Here is a 25,777-nt window from a genome sequence, read left to right on the forward strand (position 1 = left end):
ATTTCACTAAGGACTAGTGTAATTGCTGAGGCAGTTTAAAGGCTGATGTAACTTGTTTCAGAGTTTTAGATTGCTTATCTAGTTCAAGGCTCGCGCTGGTAACTTGATCTGCACCTGCTGCGTTATCAATAGCCGCTTGTCTAATCGACTCAACATTATATGAAATCTCTTCCGTCGTTGCAGACTGCTCTTGAGCCGCCTGAGCTATGGTTTGCGCACTCAGTGCTATCTGATTGATTTGATGTACACTTTGCTCAAGTAAAGAGGCGCTGTCATTGGCTGCTGTGATCGTCTGTTTAGTCGCTTCAGCGGATGCATGCATCTCAGATACCGCGGTTTGTGATGTAGACTGAAGATTGGCAATCATATTTTCAATGTCGGCAGTAGACGCTTGAGTTTTTTGTGCAAGCTGTCTGACTTCGTCAGCAACTACGGCAAATCCACGTCCATGTTCTCCTGCTCGTGCTGCTTCAATGGCTGCGTTGAGTGCGAGCAAGTTAGTCTGCTCAGTCACAGCTTGGATCACTTCGATAACACGGCTGATATTTTGCGTATTGTATTCAACTTCTTTAATGGCCGTTTCTGAGTTCTCAACAGCGGTACTGAGCGCTTCCATCTGTACAACGGTATCTCTGAGTGTTTGATTCGCCGATAATGATGTTTTCTCTGCGTCCAAGCTTAAATCTGCAACATTACGCGCATTGGTTGCCACTTCATCGATAGAGTGAGAAGTCTGCTGAATTGCTTCGGCGACTTGCTCAATATTGGCATGCTGCTCTTGTAAGCTGGCGTTTGCTTGTTCACTGGCTGCACTTGTCTGTGTGGCTGTAGAAGCCAGCTGAGCTGTGGTTTCAACTATGGTGCCTATCACGCTAGTTAAATAGGTGTTCATCTGCCTCATCGCGCCATATACACCAATTGCGTTCTCATCACGGCCGAACTGCTCTCTTAGGTCACCTGCAGCGATCCGCTCACTGATCTTACGCATTTCAATTGGTTCACCACCAAGCGGCTTTAATACCGAGCGGGCGATCAATACCGTTGCTCCAGCGACTGATAAAACAGTTAATAAAAAGATAAGGGCAATAATCCAGTAGAGTTTATAAACTGGCGCGAAAGCTTCGGCTTTGTCTATTTCAGCCAAAAGTACCCATTTTAATCCAGCGAATGTATAAGGAAGGTAAGCGGATAAAACAGGGTTGCCATTATAATCGATAATAATTTCTGTATCAGAGATCCCTTGTAAGCCTCGGCGAACAGCAACGGTATCGACACCATTTGCTTCAACTGAACCTGCAAAACTAGCAATGACGGTATGATTAATTGGATCTAAAAATGAATCTGAACGCATGCGGAAATCATTACCAACAAGGTATGACTCACCGGTTTCTCCCATGCCATCACGCTGTTGCATAATGGCGTTTATGGCATCGATTGAAAGTTGTAGTGCAAGTACCGAGTTGACTTGACCATCAATTATGACTGGAATACCAATGAAGGCAGCTGGGTCATTATTGCTCGGTGCATACGCACTGTAGTCGGCTAAGATAAACTTTCTTGCTGAAATGACTTGAGTAAACAAAGTAGCAAGCCCTGAGTTATTGAACGGGCCAGTAACCAGGTTCGTGTTGTAATCAGACTCTTTAGCAACTGTATAGCTAATTAAGCCATCGCGTTCTATTACGAAAAAGTCGTAAAACCCTTTCTCATTGATGAAGGTGTCAAAAAGGCTGTGATAGTTATGAGCCAGCTCTGTGTTTGACAGGGTAGGGTTTTGCTCAACGAGGAGCTGCCATTTTTTTGCGATGACTGATAAGTCACCTTTTCTTGCATTAAGGTAATCATCAATTTGCTTGTGTTTTATTTGTTTGATGGAAGTAAGCTGATTGTATGCCTGTTGTTCAAGTGCTGTGGAGGCGGTCCACAACGAGACCATCGCCAGTATACCTGCTGGTAATAGACCAATGAGCATAAATGAAATGAGTAATCGAGTTTTGATCAGCATACTTCTTTTTACCTTGCGAACGTAGAATATTGCTATTATGTCAATAAAATGGGTTACATATTTTAAACAAATGGGCCCAGTATAGATACACGCAAAAAGTATGGTTTAGATTAAGATTTGAGTTAAATGTGGGTTAATAAATAACCAAAAAGTAACTTTTCCTGTCTTTTGGTCATAAAATAAACGACCTATTTACTGGTTTATTCGAAGGTAAAAGAACTTAAGTATTGTTTTATAGAGAATATTAAGGAAAGTAATTATATATCTTTGCCATATAAAGATATAATTTTTTATAACTATTTATTACGTAAAAATTGAATTTAATTCCTAAATTTAATTATTTGTAAATCGTCCTTAAAAAGGCCCGTTAGGGCCTATGGTTATAAAATACACATTGTGTTTACATCAATATCCTAAGATAGTGCGGCAATTCTTTGCTCAAGTGGTGGGTGTGAGGCAAACAGATCGACCACGCTTTTACCTGATGCGATACCAAATGCCATCATTGAACCTTCTAACTTTGATTCTTGATTGCTACGTAGACGTTCAAGTGCAGCTTTCATTTTGTGTGCACCGACTAAATCAGCAGCCCCTTTGTCGGCAGCATATTCTCGCTTACGGCTAAAGTAAGCAACGATCATAGATGCTAAGAAGCCAAAGAGAATTTGGAAAATAAGGTCAAAGATCATGTAGGTCCAACTAAATCCTTCACCTTCTTCATCACCATTTAAGAAGCCGTCGACAATATTGGCCAGTACTTTTGAGATAAAAATGACGAATGTATTTACGACACCCTGAATAAGCGTCAGTGTGACCATATCGCCATTAGCAACATGGGATACCTCATGTGCGAGCACGGCTTCTGCTTCACTTTGGCTCATGCCAGCAAGTAAACCGCTACTGACTGCAACGAGAGAATCGTTTTTACTGGGGCCTGTAGCAAAGGCATTGATCTCTGGACTGTCATAAATGGCAACCTCTGGCATTTTGATACCCGCTTTTTGCGCTTGCGCTGCTACGGTGCTGACTAACCAATGCTCGGTCTCATTACGAGGCTGGTCGATCACATAAGCACCCGTTGACTTTTTGGCCATCCACTTAGAGATATATAACGAAATAAATGCACCACCAAAACCAAATACGGCTGCAATGGTGAGCATGCCAGCATAACTTCTAGAGGAAACCCCTAGAATGGATAAAATAATGGACAACACAACCATGATGGCTAAGTTTGTCGCTAGAAAAAGTAACACGCGCTTCATAGTCACCTCATTAAAATTGAATTTACTTACTTGTTTTTACTCTTGCTACGCAAAAAGTGTTCATTGCTTTCTATCAATATGGAGGACAAATTGATTTTCTCAATAGCGAGTATGGCGCTGAAGTGTTACAAGATGTTGTCGGGTGAAAAAGCCTGTAAATCGCCTTTGCTTTGCAATAAGGGTAGGTAAACTAAGCCAAGAGGATAAAAAAAACCCCTCTTGCGAGGGGTTTTGGGTAACTCAGCGCCTTTGGCACTGGGAATGAGGTCGGTACAATTGTGTTAGTTTTTAATCTTCTATGTTGACCACGTAATATACGTTTTACGCAAACTGCATTTCAGGAATATCGCCTTCGACGATTAATTTACCTGCAGTCTTGCTGATAATTTCATCAACACTAACACCTGGCGCGCGCTCAAGCAAATGAAATGCGCCGTCTTTTACTTCTAACACAGCGAGATCGGTTACAATCTTTTTCACACAATTTACCCCAGTCAGTGGCAGTGTACATGACTCAAGTAATTTAGAATCGCCGTGTTTACTAGCATGGGTCATGGTCACAACAATATTTTGTGCGCCAGCGACGAGATCCATCGCACCACCCATGCCTTTGATTAACTTTTTCGGGATCATCCAAGAAGCAATATTGCCGCTCTGATCCACTTCAAATGCACCTAATACCGTTAAGTCTACATGACCACCACGTATCATGGCAAAGCTTTCTGCGCTATTAAAAATAGCCGCTCCTGTGGCTGCTGTCACGGTTTCTTTACCCGCATTGATCATATCTGCGTCAACTTGGTCAGTATCTGGGTACGGACCCATACCCAGTAAGCCATTTTCAGACTGTAGCATCACTTCCATATTGTCAGGTACGTAGTTCGCAACAAGTGTTGGAATACCAATACCTAGGTTTACGTAGTAACCATCTTGAAGCTCTTGCGCTACGCGCATTGCAATTTGTTCACGATTTAAAGCCATGGTGATCTCCTTACTTGCGCGTAGTAACACGTTCGATGCGTTTTTCAAAGTTACCCTTGATAACGCGGTTAACATAAATACCTGGGGTATGAATTTCGCTTGGCTCTAATTCGCCAGGCTCAACAATTTCTTCTACCTCAACAACTGTAATTTTGCCAGCTGTTGCGGCCATCGGGTTGAAGTTCATCGCGGTATGACGGAACACCAAGTTGCCATAGCGGTCAGCTTTCCAAGCTTTAACAATGGCAAATTCACCGGTAATAGACTCCTCAAGAATATAAGGGCGACCGTTAAACTCTTTAACCTCTTTGCCTTCTGCAACAGGTGTACCATATCCAGTTGCGGTGTAAAAACCTGGAATACCTGCACCGCCAGCACGCATTTTTTCTGCTAGCGTGCCTTGTGGGGTAAGCTCTACATCAATAATGCCGTCAAGTAGTTGCTGCTCAAATAGGGCATTTTCACCAACATAGGATGCGATGATTTTTTTGATTTGACGGTCGTGTAACAAAATACCAAGACCAAAATCATCAACACCGCAGTTATTAGATACCACAGTCAGCTCTTTTGTCTGCTTACGTTTGATTTCAGCGATTAAACCTTCTGGAATACCACACAGTCCAAAACCACCGGCAATAACGGTATCTCCATCTTTGAGACCCTCCATTGCTTCTTCGTAGCTAGAAACTACTTTATCGAAACCGGCCATTAGCCCACTCCTCGTTGTCAATATTGTCTTGTTGTTAAGACTGGCACGTATTTTTTAATGCCAAAGAAACCTTACTTACAGGCGCTTTGTTAAGCGCATCGCAAATTTGCCAGCCTGCTTTTGCTAGCCTTTCTAAATCAATTTCGGTACTAATGCCAAGCCCTTGCAGTAAGTAAATCACATCCTCAGTGGCAACATTTCCTGACGCCCCTTTGGCATAAGGGCAGCCGCCAAGACCTGCAACCGCACTATCTATGGTTGCAATGCCCATTTCTAGCGCCTTGTGAATGTTTGCAAGCGCTTGGCCATATGTATCATGGAAATGCACTGCAAGCCTTTGTGCTGGTATGTGTTCGAGTAGCAAGCTTAGCAGTGACTCTATTTGATTTGCCGTGCCCACACCTATGGTATCGCCGAGGCTTATCTCATAACAGCCGAGTGCCAACAATTGTTTACATACTGCGAGAACCTGCTCTGGTTCCACTTTTCCCTGGTAGGGGCAGCCTGCAATACAACTGACATAACCTCTTACTTTGATGTTGTTTTTTTGTGCAAGCTCAACCACAGGGCGAAAGCGTTCAATACTTTCTTCAATGCTGCAATTGATGTTTTTTTGCGTAAACGCTTCACTGGCAGCAGTGAAGATAGCAAATTCGTCAACTTGGTTTTCAAGGGCTAATTCAGCCCCTTTTAGATTCGGTGTAAGGGCACTTATTTCTACGCCTTCTTTGCGTGTAATACCTTGTATCACTTGCGCCGAATCAGCCATTTGCGGCACCCATTTAGGGGAGACAAAAGCGCCCGCTTCAAGGTGCGTTAATCCCGCGTCTGCCAGTGCATTTAACAGCATTATTTTGCTTTGCGTACTGACCGAGGCCTCGTTTTGCAAGCCATCGCGGGCACCCACTTCGACAATTTTGACTTGAGTAGGGTAGTTAGCCATTTGCTTCTTCCTCAACAATGGCCAGCATAGCACCATGGCTTACGAGTTCACCTTCATCAAAGCAGTAGCTTGTCAGTGTGCCATCAAATGGTGCGTTGAGGGTATATTCCATCTTCATCGCTTCAATAACGACAATAGGGTCACCTTTACTGACTGTTGCTCCCACTGTTTGTAAGTGTTTCACTACGGTGCCATTGAGCGGCGCAGCCAAAGGTGCTTCTTGATGTTCTTGCTCGCTCACGTAGTGCTTAGTTTTGAGCTCGAAGGTGTGCTGATAAGGGCCGTACATTACCGTGATGGCTGACTCATCAATGAGTACATCGGCAATCATGCGTTTGCCATCAACATTTGCAATCAGTTGATGACCTTCAAGCTTGGCTTCTACGCGGTGTTCAAAGTCTTGGTAGTGAACTTGCCAATGATGACCTTGCGCCTGTGCAACGACAAAGTGCTCGGTGAATGGTACGGTGAGCTTACGAGCTTGATTGAGTCTAAAGCCCACTTGCTGCCACGGAGTGTTAAGTTTTGGCGCTTGTTTGTGAGCAAGATACGCAATGCTTGCCAAGCACACTAAAGTATCACTGGGGGCTTTAGATGCTGTTAGCTCATCTGTTTGCGTATCAATAAAGTGCGTATCAGGTGCACCAGCCATAAAGGTTGGGTGTTCAGCTAAATGGTGTAAAAATGCAATGTTGCTTTTCACACCGGCTAGGTGCACTTCATTCAGCGCAGATCTGAGCTTAAGTAAAGCCGTGCGTCTGTCGTGACCGTGTACAATTAATTTGGCGATCATTGGGTCATAGAACGGACTGATCTCATCACCTTGTTGCACGCCTGTGTCTATTCGCACACCGCGCTGTGCTTTAGGGAAGCTCAAATGGGCTAAATTACCCGAGTAGGGCATGAAGTTTTCTTCAGGGTCTTCAGCATAAATACGCGCTTCGAAGCTGTGGCCTTGCAATGTGATGTGCGCTTGTGAAAGTGGCAGGTGCTCATTATTTGCCACACGAATTTGCCATTCAACCAGGTCTTGTCCAGTTACCATTTCAGTTACTGGGTGCTCTACTTGCAGGCGCGTATTCATTTCCATAAAGAAGAACTCGTCACCGCACAGTAAAAACTCAACCGTACCAGCACCTCGATAATTAATGGCTTGTGCACAGCGAACGGCCGCTTCACCCATTTCTTTGCGTAGCGCATCACTTAAGTCGGGTGCTGGTGCTTCTTCAATGACTTTTTGATGGCGACGCTGCAGTGAGCAATCTCTGTCGCCCAAGTAAACGCAATTGCCATGGTTATCAGCAAACACCTGTACTTCTACGTGGCGCGGTTTATCGACAAAACGCTCTAGTAACACTAGGTCGTTACCAAAGCTTGCCAAAGCTTCGCGCTTAGCGCCTTCTAATGCACTTAAAAACTCATCAGCACTTCTGACAACTCGCATACCTTTACCACCGCCGCCAAAAGCGGCTTTGATAAGGACTGGGTAGCCAACCTTTTCAGCTTCTGAGGTTAAAAACTCGGTGTCTTGCTGCTGGCCGTAGTAGCCTGGTACCAATGGCACATTGGCTTGTGCCATGATTTCTTTTGCGCGGGTTTTTGACCCCATGGCTTCGATTGAGCTGGCAAGTGGGCCAATGAAAACAATATTGTTTTCTTCACAGGCATTCGCAAACGCATCATTTTCTGACAAAAAGCCGTAGCCTGGGTGAATGCAATCCGCGCCACTTTGCTTGGCAACCTCTAAAATACGTTCACTGACAAGGTATGAGTCTTTGCTAGGTGCAGGACCTATGAAATAGGCTTCATCAGCTTGTTTAACATGCAGTGCATCAGCATCCGCTTCTGAATAAACCGCGACTGTACTCATGCCTAAGCGTTTTGCGGTGCGCATGACTCGACAGGCGATTTCACCTCGGTTAGCGATTAAGATTTTCTTTAACATGCTATTCTCCTTATTCGCTTGCCGTCGGTTGCCAATTAGGCGCGCGTTTATCAAAAAAGGCACTCAAACCTTCTTGTCCTTCTTCACTCACTCGAATTTCAGCGATGCGTTTTGCGGTGTGTGTGATCAGTTGCTCATCGATGGCTTTACCAGCGACCTCATCAATCAGCGACTTTGCACTTTTGACGGCAGTAGGGCCGTTATTTAAAAGCTGCTCAATGAAGTACTCTTCGCTTTGTTCTAAATTGTCACTGATCTGGTGAATAAGCCCAAGCTCGAGGGCTTTCTCAGCTTGAAAGACTTCAGCTGTTAAAAAGTAACGTCTCGCCTGCCTTTCGCCAATCGCTTTAATCACATATGGACTAATAACCGCTGGGATAAGGCCTAGCTTGACTTCGCTTAAGCAAAACTTTGCATTGGGCGAGGCAACCGCGATATCGCAACAAGCGATAAGGCCAAGAGCGCCACCAAAAGCGGCACCTTGTACCAGACATAGAGTTGGGTGAGGAGAGGAAGCCAGCACTTGCATCAGCTTTGCCAGCTCTAGAGAGTCAGCGACGTTTTCTTCATAATTGTTATCCGCCATTGACTTCATCCAAGCTAAGTCAGCGCCGGCTGAAAAGTGCTTACCATTGGTTTTTAAAACCAAAGCGCGAATGTCTAGCTCATTGGCATAATCAATGGTTTTGATTAGCTCTGCGATAATTTCAGCATTAAATGCATTATGTTTTTCAGGGCGACTTAATTCTAAAATCGCCACTTTGCTCTTTGTAATATTTAAAGTGACAGACATGTACGCCCCCTACATTCTGAAAATACCAAACTTAGATTCTTGACGCGGCGCGTTCGCCGCAGCTTCTAACGCCAGACCTAATACGTTGCGTGTATCTGCTGGGTCGATGATGCCATCATCCCACAGTCTTGCACTGGCGTAGTATGGATGACCTTGTTTCTCATACTGCTCAACAATCGGCTTTTTGAACTCAGCAACTTCATCGTCACTCATGCTTAGACCTTTACGCGCTAAGCCATCTTGGCGGACTTGTATGAGTACGCCAGCTGCCTGTTCACCGCCCATGACGGATATTCGTGCATTTGGCCACATCCACATCATGGTGGGTTCGTATGCGCGACCACACATGCCGTAGTTACCAGCGCCATATGAGCCACCAATAAGCACTGTAAATTTAGGTACGTCTGCACAAGACACAGCGGTAACCATTTTGGCACCATGTTTGGCGATGCCTTCGGCTTCGTATTTTTGGCCAACCATAAATCCAGTGATATTTTGTAAAAACAACAGAGGAATATCACGTTGTGCACACAGCTGGATAAAGTGTGCGCCTTTTTGCGCCGACTCTGAAAACAAGATGCCGTTATTTGCGACGATCCCCACTGGGCGGCCAAATATTTCGGCAAAGCCGGTGACAAGCGTTTCGCCAAAGTAGCGCTTAAACTCGTCAAACTGAGAGTCATCCACGATGCGCGCAATCACTTCTCTGACATCAAATGGTTTTTTAAGATCGGTACCGACAATGCCGTAGATCTCTCTAATATCATATCTTGGTGGCTTGATGTCTTTTAGAATAGGTTGGGTAGGGCGCTGATGGTTTAGTCGTTCAATACATTGGCGTGCAATTGAGAGGGCGTGTTCGTCATTTTCTGCATAGTGATCGGCCACACCAGACACTTTACAGTGGACATCTGCACCACCTAAATCCTCAGCACTGACTTCTTCGCCTGTTGCGGCTTTTACCAAAGGCGGACCTGCTAAGAAAATCGTACCTTGCTCTTTAACAATGATACTTTCATCAGCCATGGCGGGTACATAGGCACCACCTGCGGTACATAAACCCATGACTACGGCAATTTGTGGAATGCCTTTGGCTGACATACGGGCCTGATTATAGAAGATGCGACCAAAATGCAGTTTATCTGGGAATACTTCATCTTGTTCAGGTAAGTTAGCGCCACCAGAGTCGACTAAATAAATACATGGTAAGTGGCAGCGCTCTGCGATTTCTTGCGCTCTTAAATGTTTTTTAACTGTTAAAGGGAAATAAGTACCGCCTTTTACAGTCGCGTCGTTGCCAACAATCATACATTCGACGCCCTTAACGCGCCCGATCCCAGCGACAACACCAGCACATGGAATATCTTGTTCGTATACGCCAAACGCGGCAAATTGAGAGATTTCTAAAAAGGGGGAGCCTTCGTCAAGTAGCGTATCAATCCTATCGCGCACAAACAATTTACCGCGACTTTGATGGCGGGCAATGAGGGCTTCGCCACCGCCCTGACTTAAATTTGCGACCTTATCATTTAAATCAGCAACCAATGACGCCATAGCGTCATGGTTGTCTTTAAATTGTTGGTCATGCGTATTAACTGATGTATTTAATACCGTCATGCCACGTCTCCTTAACGGCTTTCATTGAATAACTCACGACCGATCAGCATACGACGTATCTCAGACGTACCTGCGCCAATTTCATAGAGTTTGGCATCACGTAAAAGTCGACCAGTTGAGTATTCATTGATGTAACCATTACCGCCAAGTAGCTGAATCGCGTCTAGAGCAAGTTTGGTGGCAAGTTCAGCGGCATATAAAATTGCGCCAGCGGCATCTTTACGGGTGGTTTCACCACGGTCACAGGCTTTTGCTACGGTATATACGTACGAACGCGCCGCATTCATTTGCGTATACATATCTGCGATTTTGCCTTGTACCAATTGGAATTCGCCAATTGATTGATTGAACTGTTGACGCTCATGAATATACGGCACAACCACATCCATACATGCTTGCATGATACCCAGTGGGCCACCTGCTAATACAACGCGCTCATAATCAAGTCCGCTCATGAGGACTTTAACGCCCTCGTTTAACGTACCTAGAATATTTTCTTCAGGCACTTCACAGTCTTCAAATACAAGCTCACAGGTGTTTGAACCACGCATACCTAACTTATCGAGTTTTTGCGCAGTAGAAAAACCAGGAGAGTTACGCTCAACGATAAAAGCGGTAATACCGCGAGGGCCTGCATCTAATTCAGTTTTGGCGTATATAACAAATACATCGGCATCAGGACCATTGGTGATCCACATTTTGTTGCCGTTCAGGACGTATTTATCGCCTTTTTTCTCGGCTTTGAGTTTCATTGAAACCACATCAGAACCTGAGTTAGGCTCACTCATTGCCAATGCGCCGATGTGCTCGCCGCTGATTAGCTTAGGTAAATACTTTTCTTTCTGTGCTTGGTTACCGTTGCGGTTGATTTGGTTTACACACAGATTAGAGTGTGCACCGTAGCTTAAACCAATAGACGCGCTTGCACGGCTAATTTCTTCCATCGCGATTACGTGCTCTAAATAGCCCATATTCGCACCGCCAAATTCCTCTGGCACAGTGATGCCGAGTAAGCCCATTTCGCCAAACTTTGGCCATAGCTCATTTGGAAAGTTATTTTCTTGGTCGGTTTTTTCTGCCAATGGTGCGATTTCGCTGGTGGCAAAGTTATTGACATGATCACGGATCATATCTGCGGTTTCACCAAGTCCAAAATTGAGTTCTTTATATAGTGATACTGTGCTCATCTTGTTGTCATCCTGTGTGAGAATTTGTGTTATACCCTAGCGGGTGGCTGAGGTTGATTATGGTTAATGCCTCAGCGAACAAATACTGTGTACTGATTAGTCTTGTAATTCTTTTAATGTATCGAGACAGCGTCTTTCTGCTGTCACTAGCTCCATGAGGACGACTTTTATGTCATCCATTTGCTGACTGAGATCTGCTTTTTTTTCTTCTATTAATTGCAGCATAGTATGGAGCTGTTTTTCGCTGGATTTGTCTGCATCATAAAGCTCAAACAATCTACCAGTTTCGGCAAGCGTAAAACCAAGTCGCTTACCGCGCAGAATAAGTTTGAGGCGCACTTTGTCTCGTTTTGAATAAATTCGGGTCTGACCATTACGTTCTGGCGAAAGTAATCCTTGATCTTCATAAAAACGAATACTTCGTGTGGTAATGTCAAATTCCTTAGCGAGTTCGCTTATTGAGTAGGTTGGTTCTTTATTGGTGTCTTGCATTATTTACACACTTACTTCGAAACTGATTAGACCAATATAAGTGAAGTTTACGTAAAGGTAAAGTGTCGTTTTTGCATCATGCTTTAGTCGCATATGCAAAATCTGGATCTTGAACTACTTTTAGCTCGCATAAGGCACTATATGCTTTGTTAATTTGCTCTTAAACATGGGATATAGCAAGGGAATGCGCAGTAAAATGCCAACTTGGCAAGACAGCTGTGCAAGTAAACTTTACATTTTTGAAAATCGCAAAGCGCTTGTTTTTAGATTTACGTTGGCGTAAACGTAAATTTTAGGTATGCTCGACGTAAGAGATTACTAAAAGCAAGCAATTTGCTTGTTAACAGGAGTTTTAAATGAGTAACGAAGCCGTAGTCATCGTAGCAGCCAAACGTACCCCTATGGGTGGTTTTATGGGAAGCCTATCTGGTGCAGCTGCAACAGATTTAGGTGCAACTGCAATTAAAGCTGTCATGAATGATACTGGTTTATCGGATGCCAGCATCGATGAAGTTATTATGGGATGTGTACTGCCTGCGGGCCTTGGCCAAGCGCCAGCGCGCCAAGCTGTTTTGCATGCCGGTCTAGCACGTTCAACTGGTGCAACAACTATCAATAAAGTATGTGGCTCAGGTCTTAAAGCAGCCATGTTCGCTCATGATTTAATTAAATCAGGTAGTATCAAAACTGCGATTGCAGGTGGTATGGAAAGCATGACAAATGCACCATATTTCATGCCAAATGCGCGTGGTGGTATGCGCATGGGCCACAATCAAGTTATCGATCACATGATGGCTGATGGTCTTGAAGATGCATATGATAAAAAAGCAATGGGCTGTTTTGCTCAAGATACTGCAGATCAATATGGCATTACTCGCGAAAATATGGATGAGTTTGCACTTAATTCATTAAGTAAAGCAAACGCAGCAATTGAAAGCGGCAACTTCGACAATGAGGTTATCCCGCATGTTATTTCTACTCGCAAAGGCGACATTGAAGTAACAACAGACGAGCAGCCAGGTAACGCACGTCCAGATAAAATTCCTTCACTACGTCCTGCTTTCAAAAAAGACGGCACCATCACAGCAGCTAATTCGTCATCTATTTCAGATGGTGCAGCGGCGCTTATTTTGATGAGTGAGTCAGAAGCAAAGGCACATGGCTTAACACCACTATGTAAAATTGTGGCACACGCTACACATTCTCAAGCGCCAGCTGAGTTTACAATTGCGCCTGTCGGTGCGATGAACTCATTGCTTGATAAAGCGGGTTGGTCAAAAGAAGACGTAGACCTTTGGGAAATCAATGAAGCATTTGCCATGGTAACTATGCTTGCTATCAATGAAATGCAACTTGATAGTGCAAAAGTTAACGTCAATGGCGGTGCATGTGCGCTAGGTCACCCAATTGGCGCAAGTGGTGCGCGTATTTTGGTGACACTTATCCATGCACTTCGCAATCGTGGTCTATCAAAAGGCATCGCATCACTGTGTATCGGTGGTGGTGAGGCGGTTGCATTAGCAGTAGAAGTTTAAAATCGTCAAAGCGCCGCACTTATACTAATTTCTAACGCGGCGCTACTTTCAGTTTTTTTGGGGAGGAGTGCAAAATGCACCAGGTACCACTATACATCAACGGTGAATTCACACAGTCGCAGTCTGACAAATGGTTAGACGTTGTTAATCCAGCAAATCAAGAAGTCCTTGCACAGGTACCTTGCGCTACGTCACAAGAAGTACAAGCAGCTATTAATTCAGCACAAGAGGCGTTCCAAACTTGGAAGAATGTCCCTGTACCTGAGCGTGCACGTATCATGATGCGCTATGCTGCATTATTAAAAGAGCACCAAGAAGAAATCGCAACCATCATTTGTCATGAGCTTGGTAAAACATTCGAAGATGCCAAGGGCGATGTTTGGCGCGGTATTGAAGTAGTTGAGCAAGCAGCTAATGCGCCAGCTATGATGATGGGTGAAACCGTTGAAAATGTAGCACGCAACATTGATACATATTCATACATTCAACCGCTTGGTGTATGTGCGGGTATCACGCCATTTAACTTTCCTGCAATGATCCCACTTTGGATGTTCCCAATGGCGATTGTATGCGGAAATACATTTGTACTAAAACCATCAGAGCAAGATCCACTAACACCAATGCGCCTAGTAGAACTATTCGAAGAAGCCGGTGCGCCAAAAGGGGTGTTACAGGTTGTGCACGGTGGCAAAGATCAAGTTGACCAGATTTTAGAAGCTCCAGAGATCCGCGCGGTCTCATTTGTTGGTTCGTGTGGTGTTGGTCAATACATTTATAGTAAAGGTACGGAAAACCTTAAACGCGTCCAAGCTTGTGTAGGTGCTAAGAACCACATGGTAATCATGCCTGATGCGAGCAAAGAGCAAACAATTAATAACCTAGTTGGTGCATCAGTGGGTGCTGCTGGCCAGCGTTGTATGGGTATTTCAGTTGCTGTATTTGTCGGCAAATCACAAGAGTGGGTTGATGACTTAAAAGCGGGCCTTGAAAAAGTGCGCCCAGGAGTTTGGAATGATCCTGAAGCTGCGTACGGTCCACAAACGTCAGCAGCAGCAAAAGCGCGCATTCTGTCTTTGATTGAATCGGGCAAAGAGCAAGGGGCAACTTGTTTACTTGATGGCTCTAACTTTACCGTGGAAGGTTATGAAAACGGTAACTGGGTAGGCCCAACACTATTTACCAATGTGACAACAGACATGGACATTTACAAAGAAGAGATCTTTGGTCCAGTATTAAATTGTGTGTTTGTTGATACGCTTGAAGAAGCAATCACGCTGGTTAATAACAGCCCGTATGGTAACGGTGTATCGTTATTCACAGCAAGCGGCGCTGCTGCTCGTAAATTCCAACAAGAAATTCAAGTAGGTCAGGTTGGTATTAATATTCCTATTCCTGTGCCACTTCCTTTCTTCTCATTCACGGGGTGGAAAAACTCTTTCTACGGTGATGTGCACACGTATGGTAAACAAGGTGTTCGTTTCTACACAGAGACGAAGACTATCACATCTCGCTGGTTTGCTGATGAAGCGGTAACCGGCCCTAATATGAGTATTAACTTACGTTAATCCAATATATTTCCAAAGCCCAGTACCTATGCTGGGCTTTTAGTAGTACCGCCTGACGCAGATCAGGTGCAACAAGAATAAAAACAAGTGATGAAAATCGCTTGATACGACAACAAGAGAGGTCTTTTATGGACTTTAATCTGAATGAAGATCAACAGGCATTCGCCGAAACTGCTTACCAATTCGCTATGACTGAACTTGCGCCAAATGCTGCGCGTTGGGATCAGGAGCATATTTTCCCTAAAGATGTAATTAAACAAGCGGGTGAGTTGGGTTTTTGCGGTTTATACACACCAGAAGAAGCGGGTGGCCTAGGTCTATCTCGCCTAGATTCAAGCATTATCTTTGAGCAGCTGTCTATGGGCTGTACCGCGACGACAGCGATGTTGACTATCCATAACATGGCAACTTGGATGATCGCCAGTTTTGGTACCGATGCGATAAAGAGCCAATATATGGACCAACTGGTGATGGGTGAACTATTAGCGTCTTACTGCTTAACTGAACCTGGCTCAGGCTCTGATGCGGCGTCACTTAAAACCAAAGCGGTGCTTGAAGGTGATGAATATGTCTTAAATGGCTCAAAAATGTTTATCTCTGGTGCAGGTGAAACAGACGTATTAGTTGTTATGGCACGTACTGGCGAAGAAGGCCCTAAAGGGATCTCTGCATTTGTTGTCCCAGCGGATGCGGCTGGCGTGATTTATGGTAAAGCGGAAGAGAAAATGGGCTGGAATGCACAGCCAACACGTTTAATTACCTTTGAAGATGTCAGAATTCCAGCAGCTAACCTAATGGGTAAAGAAGGCGAAGGCTTTAAATTTGCGATGCAGGGTCTAGATGGTGGTCGTATTAATATTGCCACATGCTCTATTGGTACTGCGCAGCAAGCACTGAATACAGCAAAAGAGTATATGCAGGAGCGTCAGCAGTTTGGTAAACCTTTGGCTGCATTCCAAGCACTGCAATTTAAAATTGCTGACATGAACACTGAGCTAGTTGCTGCGCGCCAAATGGTTCGCTTGGCAGCGTTTAAACTAGATAGCAATGACCCGGAGAAAACCACTTACTGTGCGATGGCAAAACGTTTTGCGACAGATGTCGGCACAAAGGTGTGTGATGATGCACTACAGATCCACGGTGGTTATGGTTATATCAAAGAATACCCACTTGAGCGCCATTTACGTGATGTGCGCGTTCACCAAATCTTAGAGGGCACAAACGAGATCATGCGTGTGATCATTGCCCGTCGAATTTTAGCCGAAGGCGCTGCGAGCGTTTTATAAGGAGCAAATAAATGTCTGCACAATTAAAACTTGAAAAACGTGGTCACATTGCAATTGTTACTATGTCTAATCCACCTGCAAACACGTGGACACGTGACACGCTGGTTGGCTTAAAAGAGCTGGTAAACGAATTAAACGCGGATAAAGAAATCTACTCGTTGGTCATTACCGGCGAAGGTGAGAAGTTCTTCTCAGCGGGTGCTGATTTAAATGTATTCGCAGATGGTGACAAAGGCGTTGCTGCCGATATGTCGCGTGTCTTTGGTGAAGCATTCGAAACACTGAGCAGCTTCCGTGGCGTATCAATTGCGGCCATCAATGGCTTTGCTATGGGCGGCGGTTTAGAGGTGGCGTTGGCGTGTGATATTCGTATTGCTGAAGCTCAAGCTCAAATGGCACTACCTGAAGCAAAGGTTGGCCTGCTTCCTTGTGCTGGTGGCACACAAAACCTATCTTGGCTGGTTGGTGAAGGTTGGGCGAAGCGTATGATTTTATGCGGTGAGCGCCTCAAAGCTGACAAAGCAGAGAAGATTGGCTTAGTTGAAGAAGTGGTAGAGCAGGGTCAAGCTTTAGAAGCTGCGCTGGCACTTGCTGCAAAAGTAGAAGATCAAAGCCCTGTTGCGGTTACAGCATGTAAGTCACTTATTCAAAAAGGTCGTACAGGTACGATTGACAGTGCATTGCCGCTTGAGCGCGAATTGTTCGTGACATTATTTGATACACAAGATCAAAAAGAAGGCGTAAACGCATTCTTAGAGAAACGCAAAGCAAATTGGGTGAATGGCTAATGGTTGAATTACAGTTACTAAACCAAGAAGACGCGCCAGTCGTGTTCCAATTGGCGCACTGTAATAACGATATGAAGGTCGCAGTTGCGACCTTAAATGCGCCAAAAGCGTTGAATGCGCTTAACTTAGATATGATCCGTTTACTTGCGCCGCAGTTAAGCGAGTGGTCGGCAGATGACAGCATTGCCATGGTCGTGCTTAAAGGCGCTGGCGAAAAGGCATTTTGTGCAGGTGGTGACGTTGTAAGCCTATACAAAGCGATGGCTGCTGACGACGACAATAATTACTTGGAAACCTTCTTTAGCGAAGAGTACCGCCTAGATTATCAAATCCATAATTATGACAAGCCTATCCTTTTATGGGGTAACGGTATCATTATGGGTGGCGGCCTCGGCTTAATGGCAGGGGCGAGTCACCGTGTGGTTACTGAGACATCTCGTATTGCGATGCCTGAAATTACCATAGGTTTATATCCTGATGTAGGTGGGTCTTATTTCCTCAACAAAATGCCAGAAGGTGTTGGCCTATTTTTAGGTTTAACAGGCGCCTCTGTGAATGCCAATGATGCAAAGTTTGTCGGACTGGCTGATCATTTCATTAATGCGGATCACTTTGATATTTTGCTTCATAACCTAAGTGAAGTGAACTGGGGCAAAACCAATGTGCTCAACCATGACAAGTTGACGCAGCTTCTATTATCGATAGAAGAGGGCGCACATTCATTGCCAAACAGTGCAATCAAGCCACTTGCAAAAGACATTAAGAAGTTAGTGGAGCATGCTGATTTAGCCGCACAGGTTGACCATATATTGTCAATGGATAGCAGCGATAATAAATGGCTCAGTAAAGCGCAAGCGGGTTTAAAACATGGTTCACCTTTAAGTGCTGTGCTGGTCAGTGAGCAACTTAAACGCCTTGCTGGTCAATCGTTAAAAGCGTGTTTTTCACAAGAGCTTGGTATGTCCGTTCACTGTGGTGAGGTCGGTGAATTTCAAGAAGGTGTGCGTGCACTGTTAATTGATAAAGACGGCAAGCCAAATTGGCGCTTTAAATCAATTGCTGAGGTTGATAGCAAGGTGGTTGACGGCTTTTTTGTACCAAAGTGGGATGATGAAAACCACCCATTAGCAAGTATGTAAGGAAATAAAAATGGCAAAAGTTGGATTTATTGGCCTAGGTAATATGGGTGGCCCAATGGCCGCAAACTTAGTTAAAGCAGGTCACGATGTCACAGTATTTGATTTAAATGAAGAAGTGGTAAATCAATTAGTTGAGCAAGGTGCTAGTGCCGCTAAGAAAGTATCTGATACTTGCTCAGGTGCAGACTTTGTGATCAGCATGCTGCCTGCGGGCAAACATGTTCGCTCAATTTATACTGGCGAAGATGGATTAATCAACTACCTTAGTAAGTCGGCACTGGTTATTGACTGTTCGACAATAGATGCAGAGTCTGCTCAGTTTGTTGGTAAAACACTGGCAAATGCGGGCGTATCTTTTGTTGATGCACCAGTGTCTGGGGGTGTGGCAGGAGCCGCTGCTGGGACGTTGACTTTCATTGTTGGTGGACGCGACGAAGAATTTGCCAAAGCGCACACAGTGTTGAAAGATATGGGTAAAAATATCTATCACGCTGGGGACATAGGTGCCGGTCAGGTCGCAAAAATTTGTAATAATATGCTGCTGTCAATTTTAATGGCAGGGACCAGCGAAGCACTCCAAATGGGTGTAGATCACGGCTTAGATCCCAAAGTATTGAGTGAAATCATGCTCAATAGCTCTGGGCGCAATTGGACACTTGAAGTGTATAACCCATGCCCGAATGTACTGGACAATGTGCCTTCTTCAAATGAGTACAAACCGGGTTTCATGGTGGATTTGATGGCAAAAGACTTAGGACTTGCAATGCAGGCCGCTCAGCAGACAAATTCAGCCACCCCAATGGGCGCACTGGCGAAAAATCTGTATAACCTGATGCAAAATCAAGGCAAAGGGTCGGAAGATTTTAGTGCGATATTTAAACTTTTCTCTGAAAAGTCTTAAAACGTAAAGGTTTAAAATTTAATTATGAATGTAGAAAATAAAACGGTTGTTATTACTGGGGGCGCGCAAGGTTTAGGTCTTGCTATGGCACATAAAATGGCGAGCTTAGGTGCAAATCTTGCGCTTGTAGACATGCAAGAAGAAGTGTTGCATGCAGCAGTTGAAGAGCTTAGCCAATTTGATGTAACCGTTAGAACTTACGTTGCAAATGTCAGTATTGAAAGCAACGTAGAAGAAGTATTTGATAAAATTGTACAAGACTTTGGCTCGCTATCTGTGCTTATCAACAATGCGGGTATTTTACGTGATGGCTTATTTGTTAAAGTCAAAGAAGGTGAAGTGGTTAATAAAATGTCGCTTGATCAGTTCCAATCACTGATGGATGTCAATCTTACAGGTGTATTCCTATGTGGTCGTGAAGCGGCTGTTAAAATGATTGAGGCAGATCAAGGTGGCGTGATTATTAACATGTCGAGTGTGGCACGTGCTGGTAACATTGGCCAAACTAATTACTCAGCTGCAAAAGCAGGTGTTGTGGCAATGACGACAACATGGGCAAAAGAGCTAGGTCGTTACGGTATTCGTGTCGGCGCGATTGCACCGGGTGTTATTCGCACTAAGATGACGGATGCGATGAAGCCAGAAGCAAAAGACCGCTTGGTTAAAATGAAGCCAGTAGGCCGTTTGGGTGAAGCACAAGAAATAGCCCATACTGCGCAATATATTATTGAAAATGAGTTCTTTACCGGTCGTGTCGTCGAAATTGACGGTGGTATTCGACTTTAAAAAAATATCGGGTATTTTCGTTGTTTTGTAATAAAATATCGTTAATATTCAAAGTATTCGCATACTTATGTTCCTTTATCTTCGAAAGAAGAGAGTGTGTTGAATAAAGCGGTGGGGGTGTGTCCCGCCGCTTTTTTAATTTAAATCCCTCAATTTTACAGCTTATTCCCTTTTACGCTCCTAATCGCAACCAGTTACTCTTGCTCAAATTGTAAGTTTTATGGCCAAATTAGCTGAGTATTTATGATGATTCAGAAGTTACTTCTTCTAGCTGTGTTGATCACGCTAACCCCTGCGTGCCAATCTAATCGTGCCATCATTAAAGACATTGATGCGATCCATAAGCAAGAGAAAAAGGGCATTAAGCTCTATCATCAAAAAGCATATCCCGAGGCATTTGAGGCGCTTGGCGAACTCGCTACATGGGGCTACAAAGATGCCCAGTATTATTTGGCATTTATGTTTTTAAAAGGCCAGCATGTTGAGCAGTCAACATTAATTGGTATGGGTTGGTTAGGTGTGGCCGCTGAGTCAGGTATTGAAGAGTGGGTCAATTTTTATGATGCTCTTTATGCGAAAGCACCCCCTCAGATGCAACAGCAAATAGACACAGTGGTTGCTGATTATAAACGTAGGTTTGGTATGAAAGCGCAATTTGTTACTTGTCGAAATTCCACCACGGTAGGGTCAAATAAGGTCGCTGTAAAATGTACCAAAGAAGATAAAATATCGACAGTTTATCCGCTGGATTTGCACGAAGCGCAACTTAACCTCGACTAATATGGTTTGTACTAATGTCAACCATGGTGTTTCTAGAAGTTACTGTGGTTGATTATTCTACTTAAAATTAACGTCATGATGACGTGTTTACACTTTGGCCTACTTTTTCATGCGGCTTAAGCTTCTGTTTTATAATCTTTTAATTTTTATTTTTCCTGACTGTTTTCTGATAAAAGGGTTTGTTCACTGGCTGGATAGTATTGGTCGTTATACAAAGAAAGCACAGGAGGAATAACTATGAAAAAAACCAATGTAATGGCAACGATATGGGTTGCAGCAACCTGTGCGTTGAATACTGATGTTGTGCAAGCAGCCAATGAACAGTATTTACAACCTGAAGACTACTTTGAACTTAAATATGTCGATCAGGTAGATGTCTCAAATGTAAGCAATGATATTTACTTCGTTAAAAATCAGTTTGATAGAGTCAATGATCAAAAGAATAGCCATGTCTGGGTTTATCATCAGGCTACAGAAAAATTTCAACCTATCGATATTCAGTCGGATGCGAGCTTTGCACCAGTATTAAGCCCCAATCAAAATATATTGGCTTTTGTGTCAGTCACAGACGGCAGAGCACGTATTAATTTTAAAGATACTCACACGGGTCATATTCATCACTCATCATGGTACCCGAGTATGCCAAGTAATCTTGTATGGTCACCAGATAATCAAACGGTCGCTTTTACCATGTTTGTTGAGCAGCCAAAGACGCTACCTATCCCATTGAAGGGTAAACCAGATAATGCCAACTGGGCCCCAGCGCCAAAATTGATTGAGTCGAACCGATATCGTTTAAATGGGGCAGGGTATTTGAAGCCGGGAGCGAGCCAAATTTTTCTACAATCAACCACCGCGAGCGTACCTCAGCAGCTGACAAAAGGCGAGCACAGTCATAGCGGAAAAATCAGCTTTGCACAGGATGGGGGAGGCATTTATTTTTCTGCAAAGCGTTATGCCAATCCTGAGTTTTCACACTTTAATACCGATATACATTATCTAGATCTAAAAACCCGTGCAATAAAAAGCGTTGTTGAACGTGATGGCCCCGATGACATGCCGACCGTATCCCCTGATGGCCGATACCTTGCTTATACGGGTTATGATGACAATGGCATGATTTATCAAAATAAAGAATTGCATGTAAAAGACTTGAAGACAGGTAAAGTGTCTGTTTTAACCGCAGGGCTCGATAGAAGTGTGGTGCGTTTGCAGTGGCGACACGATAGTGCAGGCATCTATTTCAGTTATGATGATCAGGGAAAAACGCAGCTAGGTTATAGCGGTTTAGCTGGCGATTTTAAAGTGCTGACTGACAGGCTCGGTAACATGACTTCTGGTCGACCATACGCTGGAGGAGAGTTTGATGTGGCGAGTAATGGTATGGTTGCATTTCCTATTGCCAATACTCAAAGGCCGCCAGAATTGGCTGTGTTGAGCGAGGGCAAGATCAGCACACTCAGTGATTTTAATGGTAAGTTTTTAGATACTGTGACGCTTGGTCAAGTGGAAGCGCTGTGGAGTAAATCAAAATATGATGAGAGGCCTATTCATGGTTGGGTGATCTATCCGCCCAATTTCGATAAATCTAAAAAGTATCCATTGGTATTAGAAATACATGGCGGCCCTATGGCGAACTACGGCCCGCACTTTACTGCTGAGCTGCAAATGTTGGCGGCCCGTGGGTATGTTGTGCTTTACATGAACCCAAGAGGCAGCGACTCGTATGGCAATGAATTTGCTCAGTTGATCCATAATAACTTTCCTAATCATGAGCATGAAGATTTGATCAGTGGTATTGACGCTTTGATTAAACGTGGCTTTATTGATGAAACAAGGCAATACATTATGGGCGGATCTGGTGGTGGTATGATCGGCACTTGGATGTTGGGTAAAACACAGCAGTTTGCAGCGGCTGCGATTATGAAGCCGGCGGTTAACCTATATAGCTTTGTGCTGACCTCTGATTTTTATCCAATGTTTCCAAAGTACTGGTTTAATGGAAAGCCGTGGGAAAACACAGAGCACTATCTTAAGCACTCGCCCATTACATATATGAATAACATCAAAACACCGAGCTTGTTGATCACCGGAGAGGCAGACTATCGCACGCCCATCTCTGAAACAGAGCAGTTTTATCAAGCATTAAAGTTACAGAATGTTGATACTACCATGGTGCGAATGCCTCATATGAGCCACGCGCTAACAGCAAGACCTTCGTATCTGCAGCAAAAGTTAGAATATATCTTATGGTGGTTCGATAAGTACAAAGATAGGCTTGAAGATAAATAAATTGCTGCAATATTCACTTGGCGATGCACATTGCATCGCCAGAGTGAGTGTCCAAACCTATTAGGCATCATTGACTAACTGTGTTTTGACCTCGATGTGATTATGCAGCGTTTTATGCACGGGACATTTATCGGTAATGGCCAGCAGCTTTTGCTCTTGCTCTGGTGTCAAATTGCCTTCAATCTCAACTTTGCGAGTGATAAGTTCTGCATAACTGTCTTTTTGCTCACAGTTGTCACAGTCTTGATGATGGTTTTTTTTATGCTGTAATGTCACTTTAATCTGTTTTAGTGGCAAGTTTTTATGGGTCGCATACATGCGCATTGTCATCACTGTGCACGTACCCAAAGCCGCTAGTAAATGCTCATAAGGATCGGGGCCGAGGTTTTTTCCGCCGACTTGGGTTGGTTCATCAGCAAGCCAGCTGTGACTGTCACTGATAACATTCAAGGTAAATTTATGGTCTTTTTCGCTGACAACTAGATGACCATTTTCAACAGCATCAGTTGTGGTTTCAGGGTGTGGTTCAATGTATTTACTGGCCCAGCCAGAAATTGCCGTGGCAGCGTATTCAGCATCCTGCGCTTTGCTCAATAGATGATCTGCATTGTCTAAAGAAATAAAGCTTTTAGGGTGCTTAGATGCCATATAAATCGCTTCTGCTTGCTCAATGCTAACTACATCATCAATTGGGCTGTGCATAACAAGCAGTGCCTTATTCTTTAACGTGTGTTGTGTCTTACTGTGTGTATCTAAATCATCTAAAAACTGTTTTTTGATATTAAAAGTACGTCTACCGAGTTGAACCTGAGCTTCACCAGCTTGTTTTATCTGCTCAATTTGAGCTGAAAAGTTGTGTGCGACATGTTTGGCGTTCGCGGGTGCACCAATGGTAACGACCGCTTTAACCTCTTCAACTTGATCCGCCGCTGCTAATACCGCAGCGCCGCCCAAGCTGTGCCCAATAAGTAGTTGCGGTGCATGCAGGTTTTGGCGCAAATAGTCTGCTGCTGCATATAAATCCTCGAGATTTGATGAAAAATTACTATTGGCAAAATCTCCATCGCTATTGCCAAGTCCTGTAAAATCAAAGCGCAGCACAGCGTAGCCATGCTTTACCAAAGCTCTTGAAATACGGGAGGCTGCCGCAATGTCTTTACCGCAAGTAAAGCAATGTGCAAATAGCGCGACTGCTTTGATATGCTGAGTCGGACGCTCCAATAGCCCTGCAAGTGTGTTTCCATTACTGATAAATTCAATTTTTTCTCTCATTACCTTTCCTCAAATTAATCAAAGCTAGATTGTTAGCGCAGTGGCTGAGCTTTTGGTTTGCCTGTTGGCAGCGGAACAAATTCACGGTCATCATCGGGTATAGTGGGAAAGTTGCCCTCACGCCAATCATGCTTGGCTTGTTCTATACGCGCTTTACTAAAGGAGACAAAATTCCAGTGTATATAAGGCAAACTTTCCCATTTATCACCGCCCAATAAGATCATGCGCGTATCTCTGGTAGTCGTTATATATGTATCTTCATGATCTAAAAGTACTAATTGTCCCGGCGAGTAGGAGGTACCAGAGAGGGTTACTTCACCAAAGATCACATATAAAGCAGTCTCTTGGTCTGGGTTGGGCACTGTGATGGTACGTTGAATTGGTGCGATGATATCCACATAAAACATCTCTGAATAGGTTGTTATCGGGGACTTAAGGCCGTAAGCCTCGCCAGCTATAACTCGCGTCATGATGCCATTATATGTACTCTGCGGCAGATCATGTCGGCCGATGTGTTCAAAGCTTGGGTCGATATCAGAGTATTGTTCTGGCAGTGCAACCCATGATTGCAAGCCATTGATGGCATGCTTACCCCCTCTAACCTCAAAGCTCTCTCTTTCTTAGTGCAACCCATGATTGCAAGCCATTGATGGCATGCTCCCCCCCTCTAACTTCAAAGCTCTCTCTTTCGGAGTGCACAATGCCGCTTCCTGCGGTCATCCAATTTACATCACCTGGGGCTATCTCTAATTTGTTTCCTAAAGAGTCACGGTGCAGGATACGCCCCTCAAACAAGTAAGTTAAGGTGGATAAGCCGATATGGGGGTGAGGTTGAACTTCAACCCCTTGGCCTGCTGGAAAGTGGGTCGGGCCCATATGGTCGAAAAAGATAAACGGGCCGACCATGCGCTTTTTCATATGTGGCAGTAGCCGACTAACTGTCAAACCGCCAATGTCGTGGGTGGTTGCTTTGAGTATTTGTGCCACAGAATGAAACTCCAATCATATTGCATGTTTAGTTTGATACTAGTTTTAAAGCGCCATGACGTAAAACTTAAAAATAAGGATGAGTTGTTCGGTTTTATAGAGTGTTTTGTTCAATCGTCTTGGGTTGGAAGCAGATTTATTTGAACTTACATGGGCTTTTTTTAGCAAGGTTTGCAATAAAGTGGAGCACATTATTTTATTATATGTCATTAATGTGACAGAGCTTTCTCGTATGTATTTGGCATTTTGGCTTTTTATCGCATGCTTTATGACTAGGATATGACTCTAACGATACTATCAAAGCTAGTTTTGTTTAATTATTAAACATTAATTGCTTTGCCTGAAACAATAAGTAAAGACCTATAAAGCGAATATTCAGCTTTTTTTGCTCGTCATTAAAACTTAATTGTTGATAAAAACAGCATTTTAAACCGCTTTTCAGTGTTTGTACCTTTATTGTTTACTTGTAAAAATGGAAATGTTTGCACAAAAAAGTATCAATTCATAAAAAT

Annotated in this window: 22 protein-coding genes; 9 read left to right on the top strand and 13 right to left on the bottom strand. The window is 43.9% G+C overall.

Features of this window, described 5'->3' with window-relative positions:
• Positions 1-13 precede the first annotated feature (13 nt).
• The 10 genes from AC2CZC_RS13815 to AC2CZC_RS13860 all read right to left on the bottom strand — a co-directional run bounded on the left by AC2CZC_RS13815 (position 14) and on the right by AC2CZC_RS13860 (position 11,934).
• Positions 14-2,005, bottom strand: a complete 1,992-nt coding sequence (locus AC2CZC_RS13815) for a methyl-accepting chemotaxis protein (protein ID WP_484582221.1) — start codon at positions 2,003-2,005, stop codon at positions 14-16.
• Between the two features lie 413 nt (positions 2,006-2,418).
• The gene (gene htpX, locus AC2CZC_RS13820; RefSeq protein ID WP_063362437.1) at positions 2,419-3,267 is read right to left on the bottom strand and encodes a protease HtpX; all 849 of its coding nucleotides are present in this window, start codon (positions 3,265-3,267) and stop codon (positions 2,419-2,421) included.
• A gap of 321 nt (positions 3,268-3,588) precedes the next feature.
• Complete coding sequence (locus tag AC2CZC_RS13825; protein WP_484582222.1) at positions 3,589-4,248, bottom strand: 3-oxoacid CoA-transferase subunit B; 660 nt, start codon at positions 4,246-4,248, stop codon at positions 3,589-3,591.
• Between the two features lie 10 nt (positions 4,249-4,258).
• Positions 4,259-4,957 carry a CoA transferase subunit A gene (locus tag AC2CZC_RS13830; RefSeq protein WP_039607929.1) on the bottom strand — a complete coding sequence of 233 codons (699 nt, stop codon included), beginning with the start codon at positions 4,955-4,957 and terminating at the stop codon, positions 4,259-4,261.
• A 34-nt stretch (positions 4,958-4,991) separates the two neighbouring features.
• Positions 4,992-5,900 (bottom strand): hydroxymethylglutaryl-CoA lyase, encoded by a 909-nt coding sequence (locus AC2CZC_RS13835; RefSeq protein WP_484582223.1) that lies wholly within the window; start codon positions 5,898-5,900, stop codon positions 4,992-4,994.
• Positions 5,893-7,845, bottom strand: coding sequence for an acetyl/propionyl/methylcrotonyl-CoA carboxylase subunit alpha (locus tag AC2CZC_RS13840; protein WP_484582224.1), 1,953 nt, complete (start codon positions 7,843-7,845; stop codon positions 5,893-5,895). The genes AC2CZC_RS13835 and AC2CZC_RS13840 overlap by 8 nt, the downstream gene beginning before the upstream one ends.
• 10 nt (positions 7,846-7,855) lie before the next feature.
• On the bottom strand, positions 7,856-8,638 hold the full coding sequence (locus tag AC2CZC_RS13845) for an enoyl-CoA hydratase/isomerase family protein (RefSeq protein WP_484582225.1): 783 nt from the start codon (positions 8,636-8,638) through the stop codon (positions 7,856-7,858).
• Positions 8,639-8,647: 9 nt separating this feature from the next.
• Positions 8,648-10,255 (bottom strand): carboxyl transferase domain-containing protein, encoded by a 1,608-nt coding sequence (locus tag AC2CZC_RS13850; RefSeq protein WP_484582226.1) that lies wholly within the window; start codon positions 10,253-10,255, stop codon positions 8,648-8,650.
• 11 nt (positions 10,256-10,266) lie between these two features.
• Complete coding sequence (locus tag AC2CZC_RS13855; RefSeq protein WP_039607934.1) at positions 10,267-11,442, bottom strand: isovaleryl-CoA dehydrogenase; 1,176 nt, start codon at positions 11,440-11,442, stop codon at positions 10,267-10,269.
• 96 nt (positions 11,443-11,538) lie between these two features.
• On the bottom strand, positions 11,539-11,934 hold the full coding sequence (locus AC2CZC_RS13860; RefSeq protein WP_023400459.1) for a MerR family transcriptional regulator: 396 nt from the start codon (positions 11,932-11,934) through the stop codon (positions 11,539-11,541).
• Positions 11,935-12,290: 356 nt separating this feature from the next.
• Between AC2CZC_RS13860 and AC2CZC_RS13865 the strand changes: the two genes are divergently transcribed.
• The 9 genes from AC2CZC_RS13865 to AC2CZC_RS13905 all read left to right on the top strand — a co-directional run bounded on the left by AC2CZC_RS13865 (position 12,291) and on the right by AC2CZC_RS13905 (position 23,006).
• Positions 12,291-13,469, top strand: coding sequence for a thiolase family protein (locus AC2CZC_RS13865; protein ID WP_063362432.1), 1,179 nt, complete (start codon positions 12,291-12,293; stop codon positions 13,467-13,469).
• Positions 13,470-13,543: 74 nt separating this feature from the next.
• Entirely contained in the window at positions 13,544-15,034 is a 1,491-nt protein-coding gene (locus AC2CZC_RS13870; protein WP_039607936.1) for a CoA-acylating methylmalonate-semialdehyde dehydrogenase, read from the top strand.
• Positions 15,035-15,162: 128 nt separating this feature from the next.
• Complete coding sequence (locus AC2CZC_RS13875) at positions 15,163-16,320, top strand: acyl-CoA dehydrogenase family protein (protein WP_063367640.1); 1,158 nt, start codon at positions 15,163-15,165, stop codon at positions 16,318-16,320.
• A gap of 11 nt (positions 16,321-16,331) precedes the next feature.
• Complete coding sequence (locus AC2CZC_RS13880; protein ID WP_484582227.1) at positions 16,332-17,108, top strand: enoyl-CoA hydratase; 777 nt, start codon at positions 16,332-16,334, stop codon at positions 17,106-17,108.
• The gene (locus tag AC2CZC_RS13885) at positions 17,108-18,247 is read left to right on the top strand and encodes an enoyl-CoA hydratase/isomerase family protein (protein ID WP_484582228.1); all 1,140 of its coding nucleotides are present in this window, start codon (positions 17,108-17,110) and stop codon (positions 18,245-18,247) included. Before AC2CZC_RS13880 ends, AC2CZC_RS13885 begins: the two co-directional genes overlap by 1 nt.
• A 10-nt stretch (positions 18,248-18,257) precedes the next feature.
• Positions 18,258-19,148 (top strand): 3-hydroxyisobutyrate dehydrogenase, encoded by an 891-nt coding sequence (gene mmsB / locus AC2CZC_RS13890; RefSeq protein WP_484582229.1) that lies wholly within the window; start codon positions 18,258-18,260, stop codon positions 19,146-19,148.
• A gap of 24 nt (positions 19,149-19,172) precedes the next feature.
• On the top strand, positions 19,173-19,934 hold the full coding sequence (locus AC2CZC_RS13895) for an SDR family oxidoreductase (protein WP_039607941.1): 762 nt from the start codon (positions 19,173-19,175) through the stop codon (positions 19,932-19,934).
• A gap of 243 nt (positions 19,935-20,177) precedes the next feature.
• Positions 20,178-20,714, top strand: coding sequence for an SEL1-like repeat protein (locus AC2CZC_RS13900; RefSeq protein ID WP_484582230.1), 537 nt, complete (start codon positions 20,178-20,180; stop codon positions 20,712-20,714).
• 237 nt (positions 20,715-20,951) lie between these two features.
• Positions 20,952-23,006, top strand: a complete 2,055-nt coding sequence (locus tag AC2CZC_RS13905; protein WP_484582231.1) for a S9 family peptidase — start codon at positions 20,952-20,954, stop codon at positions 23,004-23,006.
• Between the two features lie 60 nt (positions 23,007-23,066).
• Here AC2CZC_RS13905 and AC2CZC_RS13910 read toward each other — a convergent pair whose 3' ends face one another.
• From AC2CZC_RS13910 to AC2CZC_RS13920, 3 genes are read right to left on the bottom strand one after another with little or no spacing between them, the layout of a single operon-like run.
• A complete protein-coding gene (locus tag AC2CZC_RS13910; RefSeq protein ID WP_484582232.1) occupies positions 23,067-24,278 on the bottom strand; it encodes a bifunctional alpha/beta hydrolase/OsmC family protein in 1,212 nt (403 codons plus the stop codon).
• A gap of 32 nt (positions 24,279-24,310) precedes the next feature.
• Positions 24,311-24,850 carry a pirin family protein gene (locus AC2CZC_RS13915; RefSeq protein WP_484582233.1) on the bottom strand — a complete coding sequence of 180 codons (540 nt, stop codon included), beginning with the start codon at positions 24,848-24,850 and terminating at the stop codon, positions 24,311-24,313.
• 31 nt (positions 24,851-24,881) lie between these two features.
• Entirely contained in the window at positions 24,882-25,265 is a 384-nt protein-coding gene (locus AC2CZC_RS13920; protein ID WP_484582234.1) for a pirin family protein, read from the bottom strand.
• Between the last annotated feature and the right edge of the window lie 512 nt (positions 25,266-25,777).

The sequence above is a fragment of the Pseudoalteromonas sp. MMG033 genome (assembly GCF_057197785.1).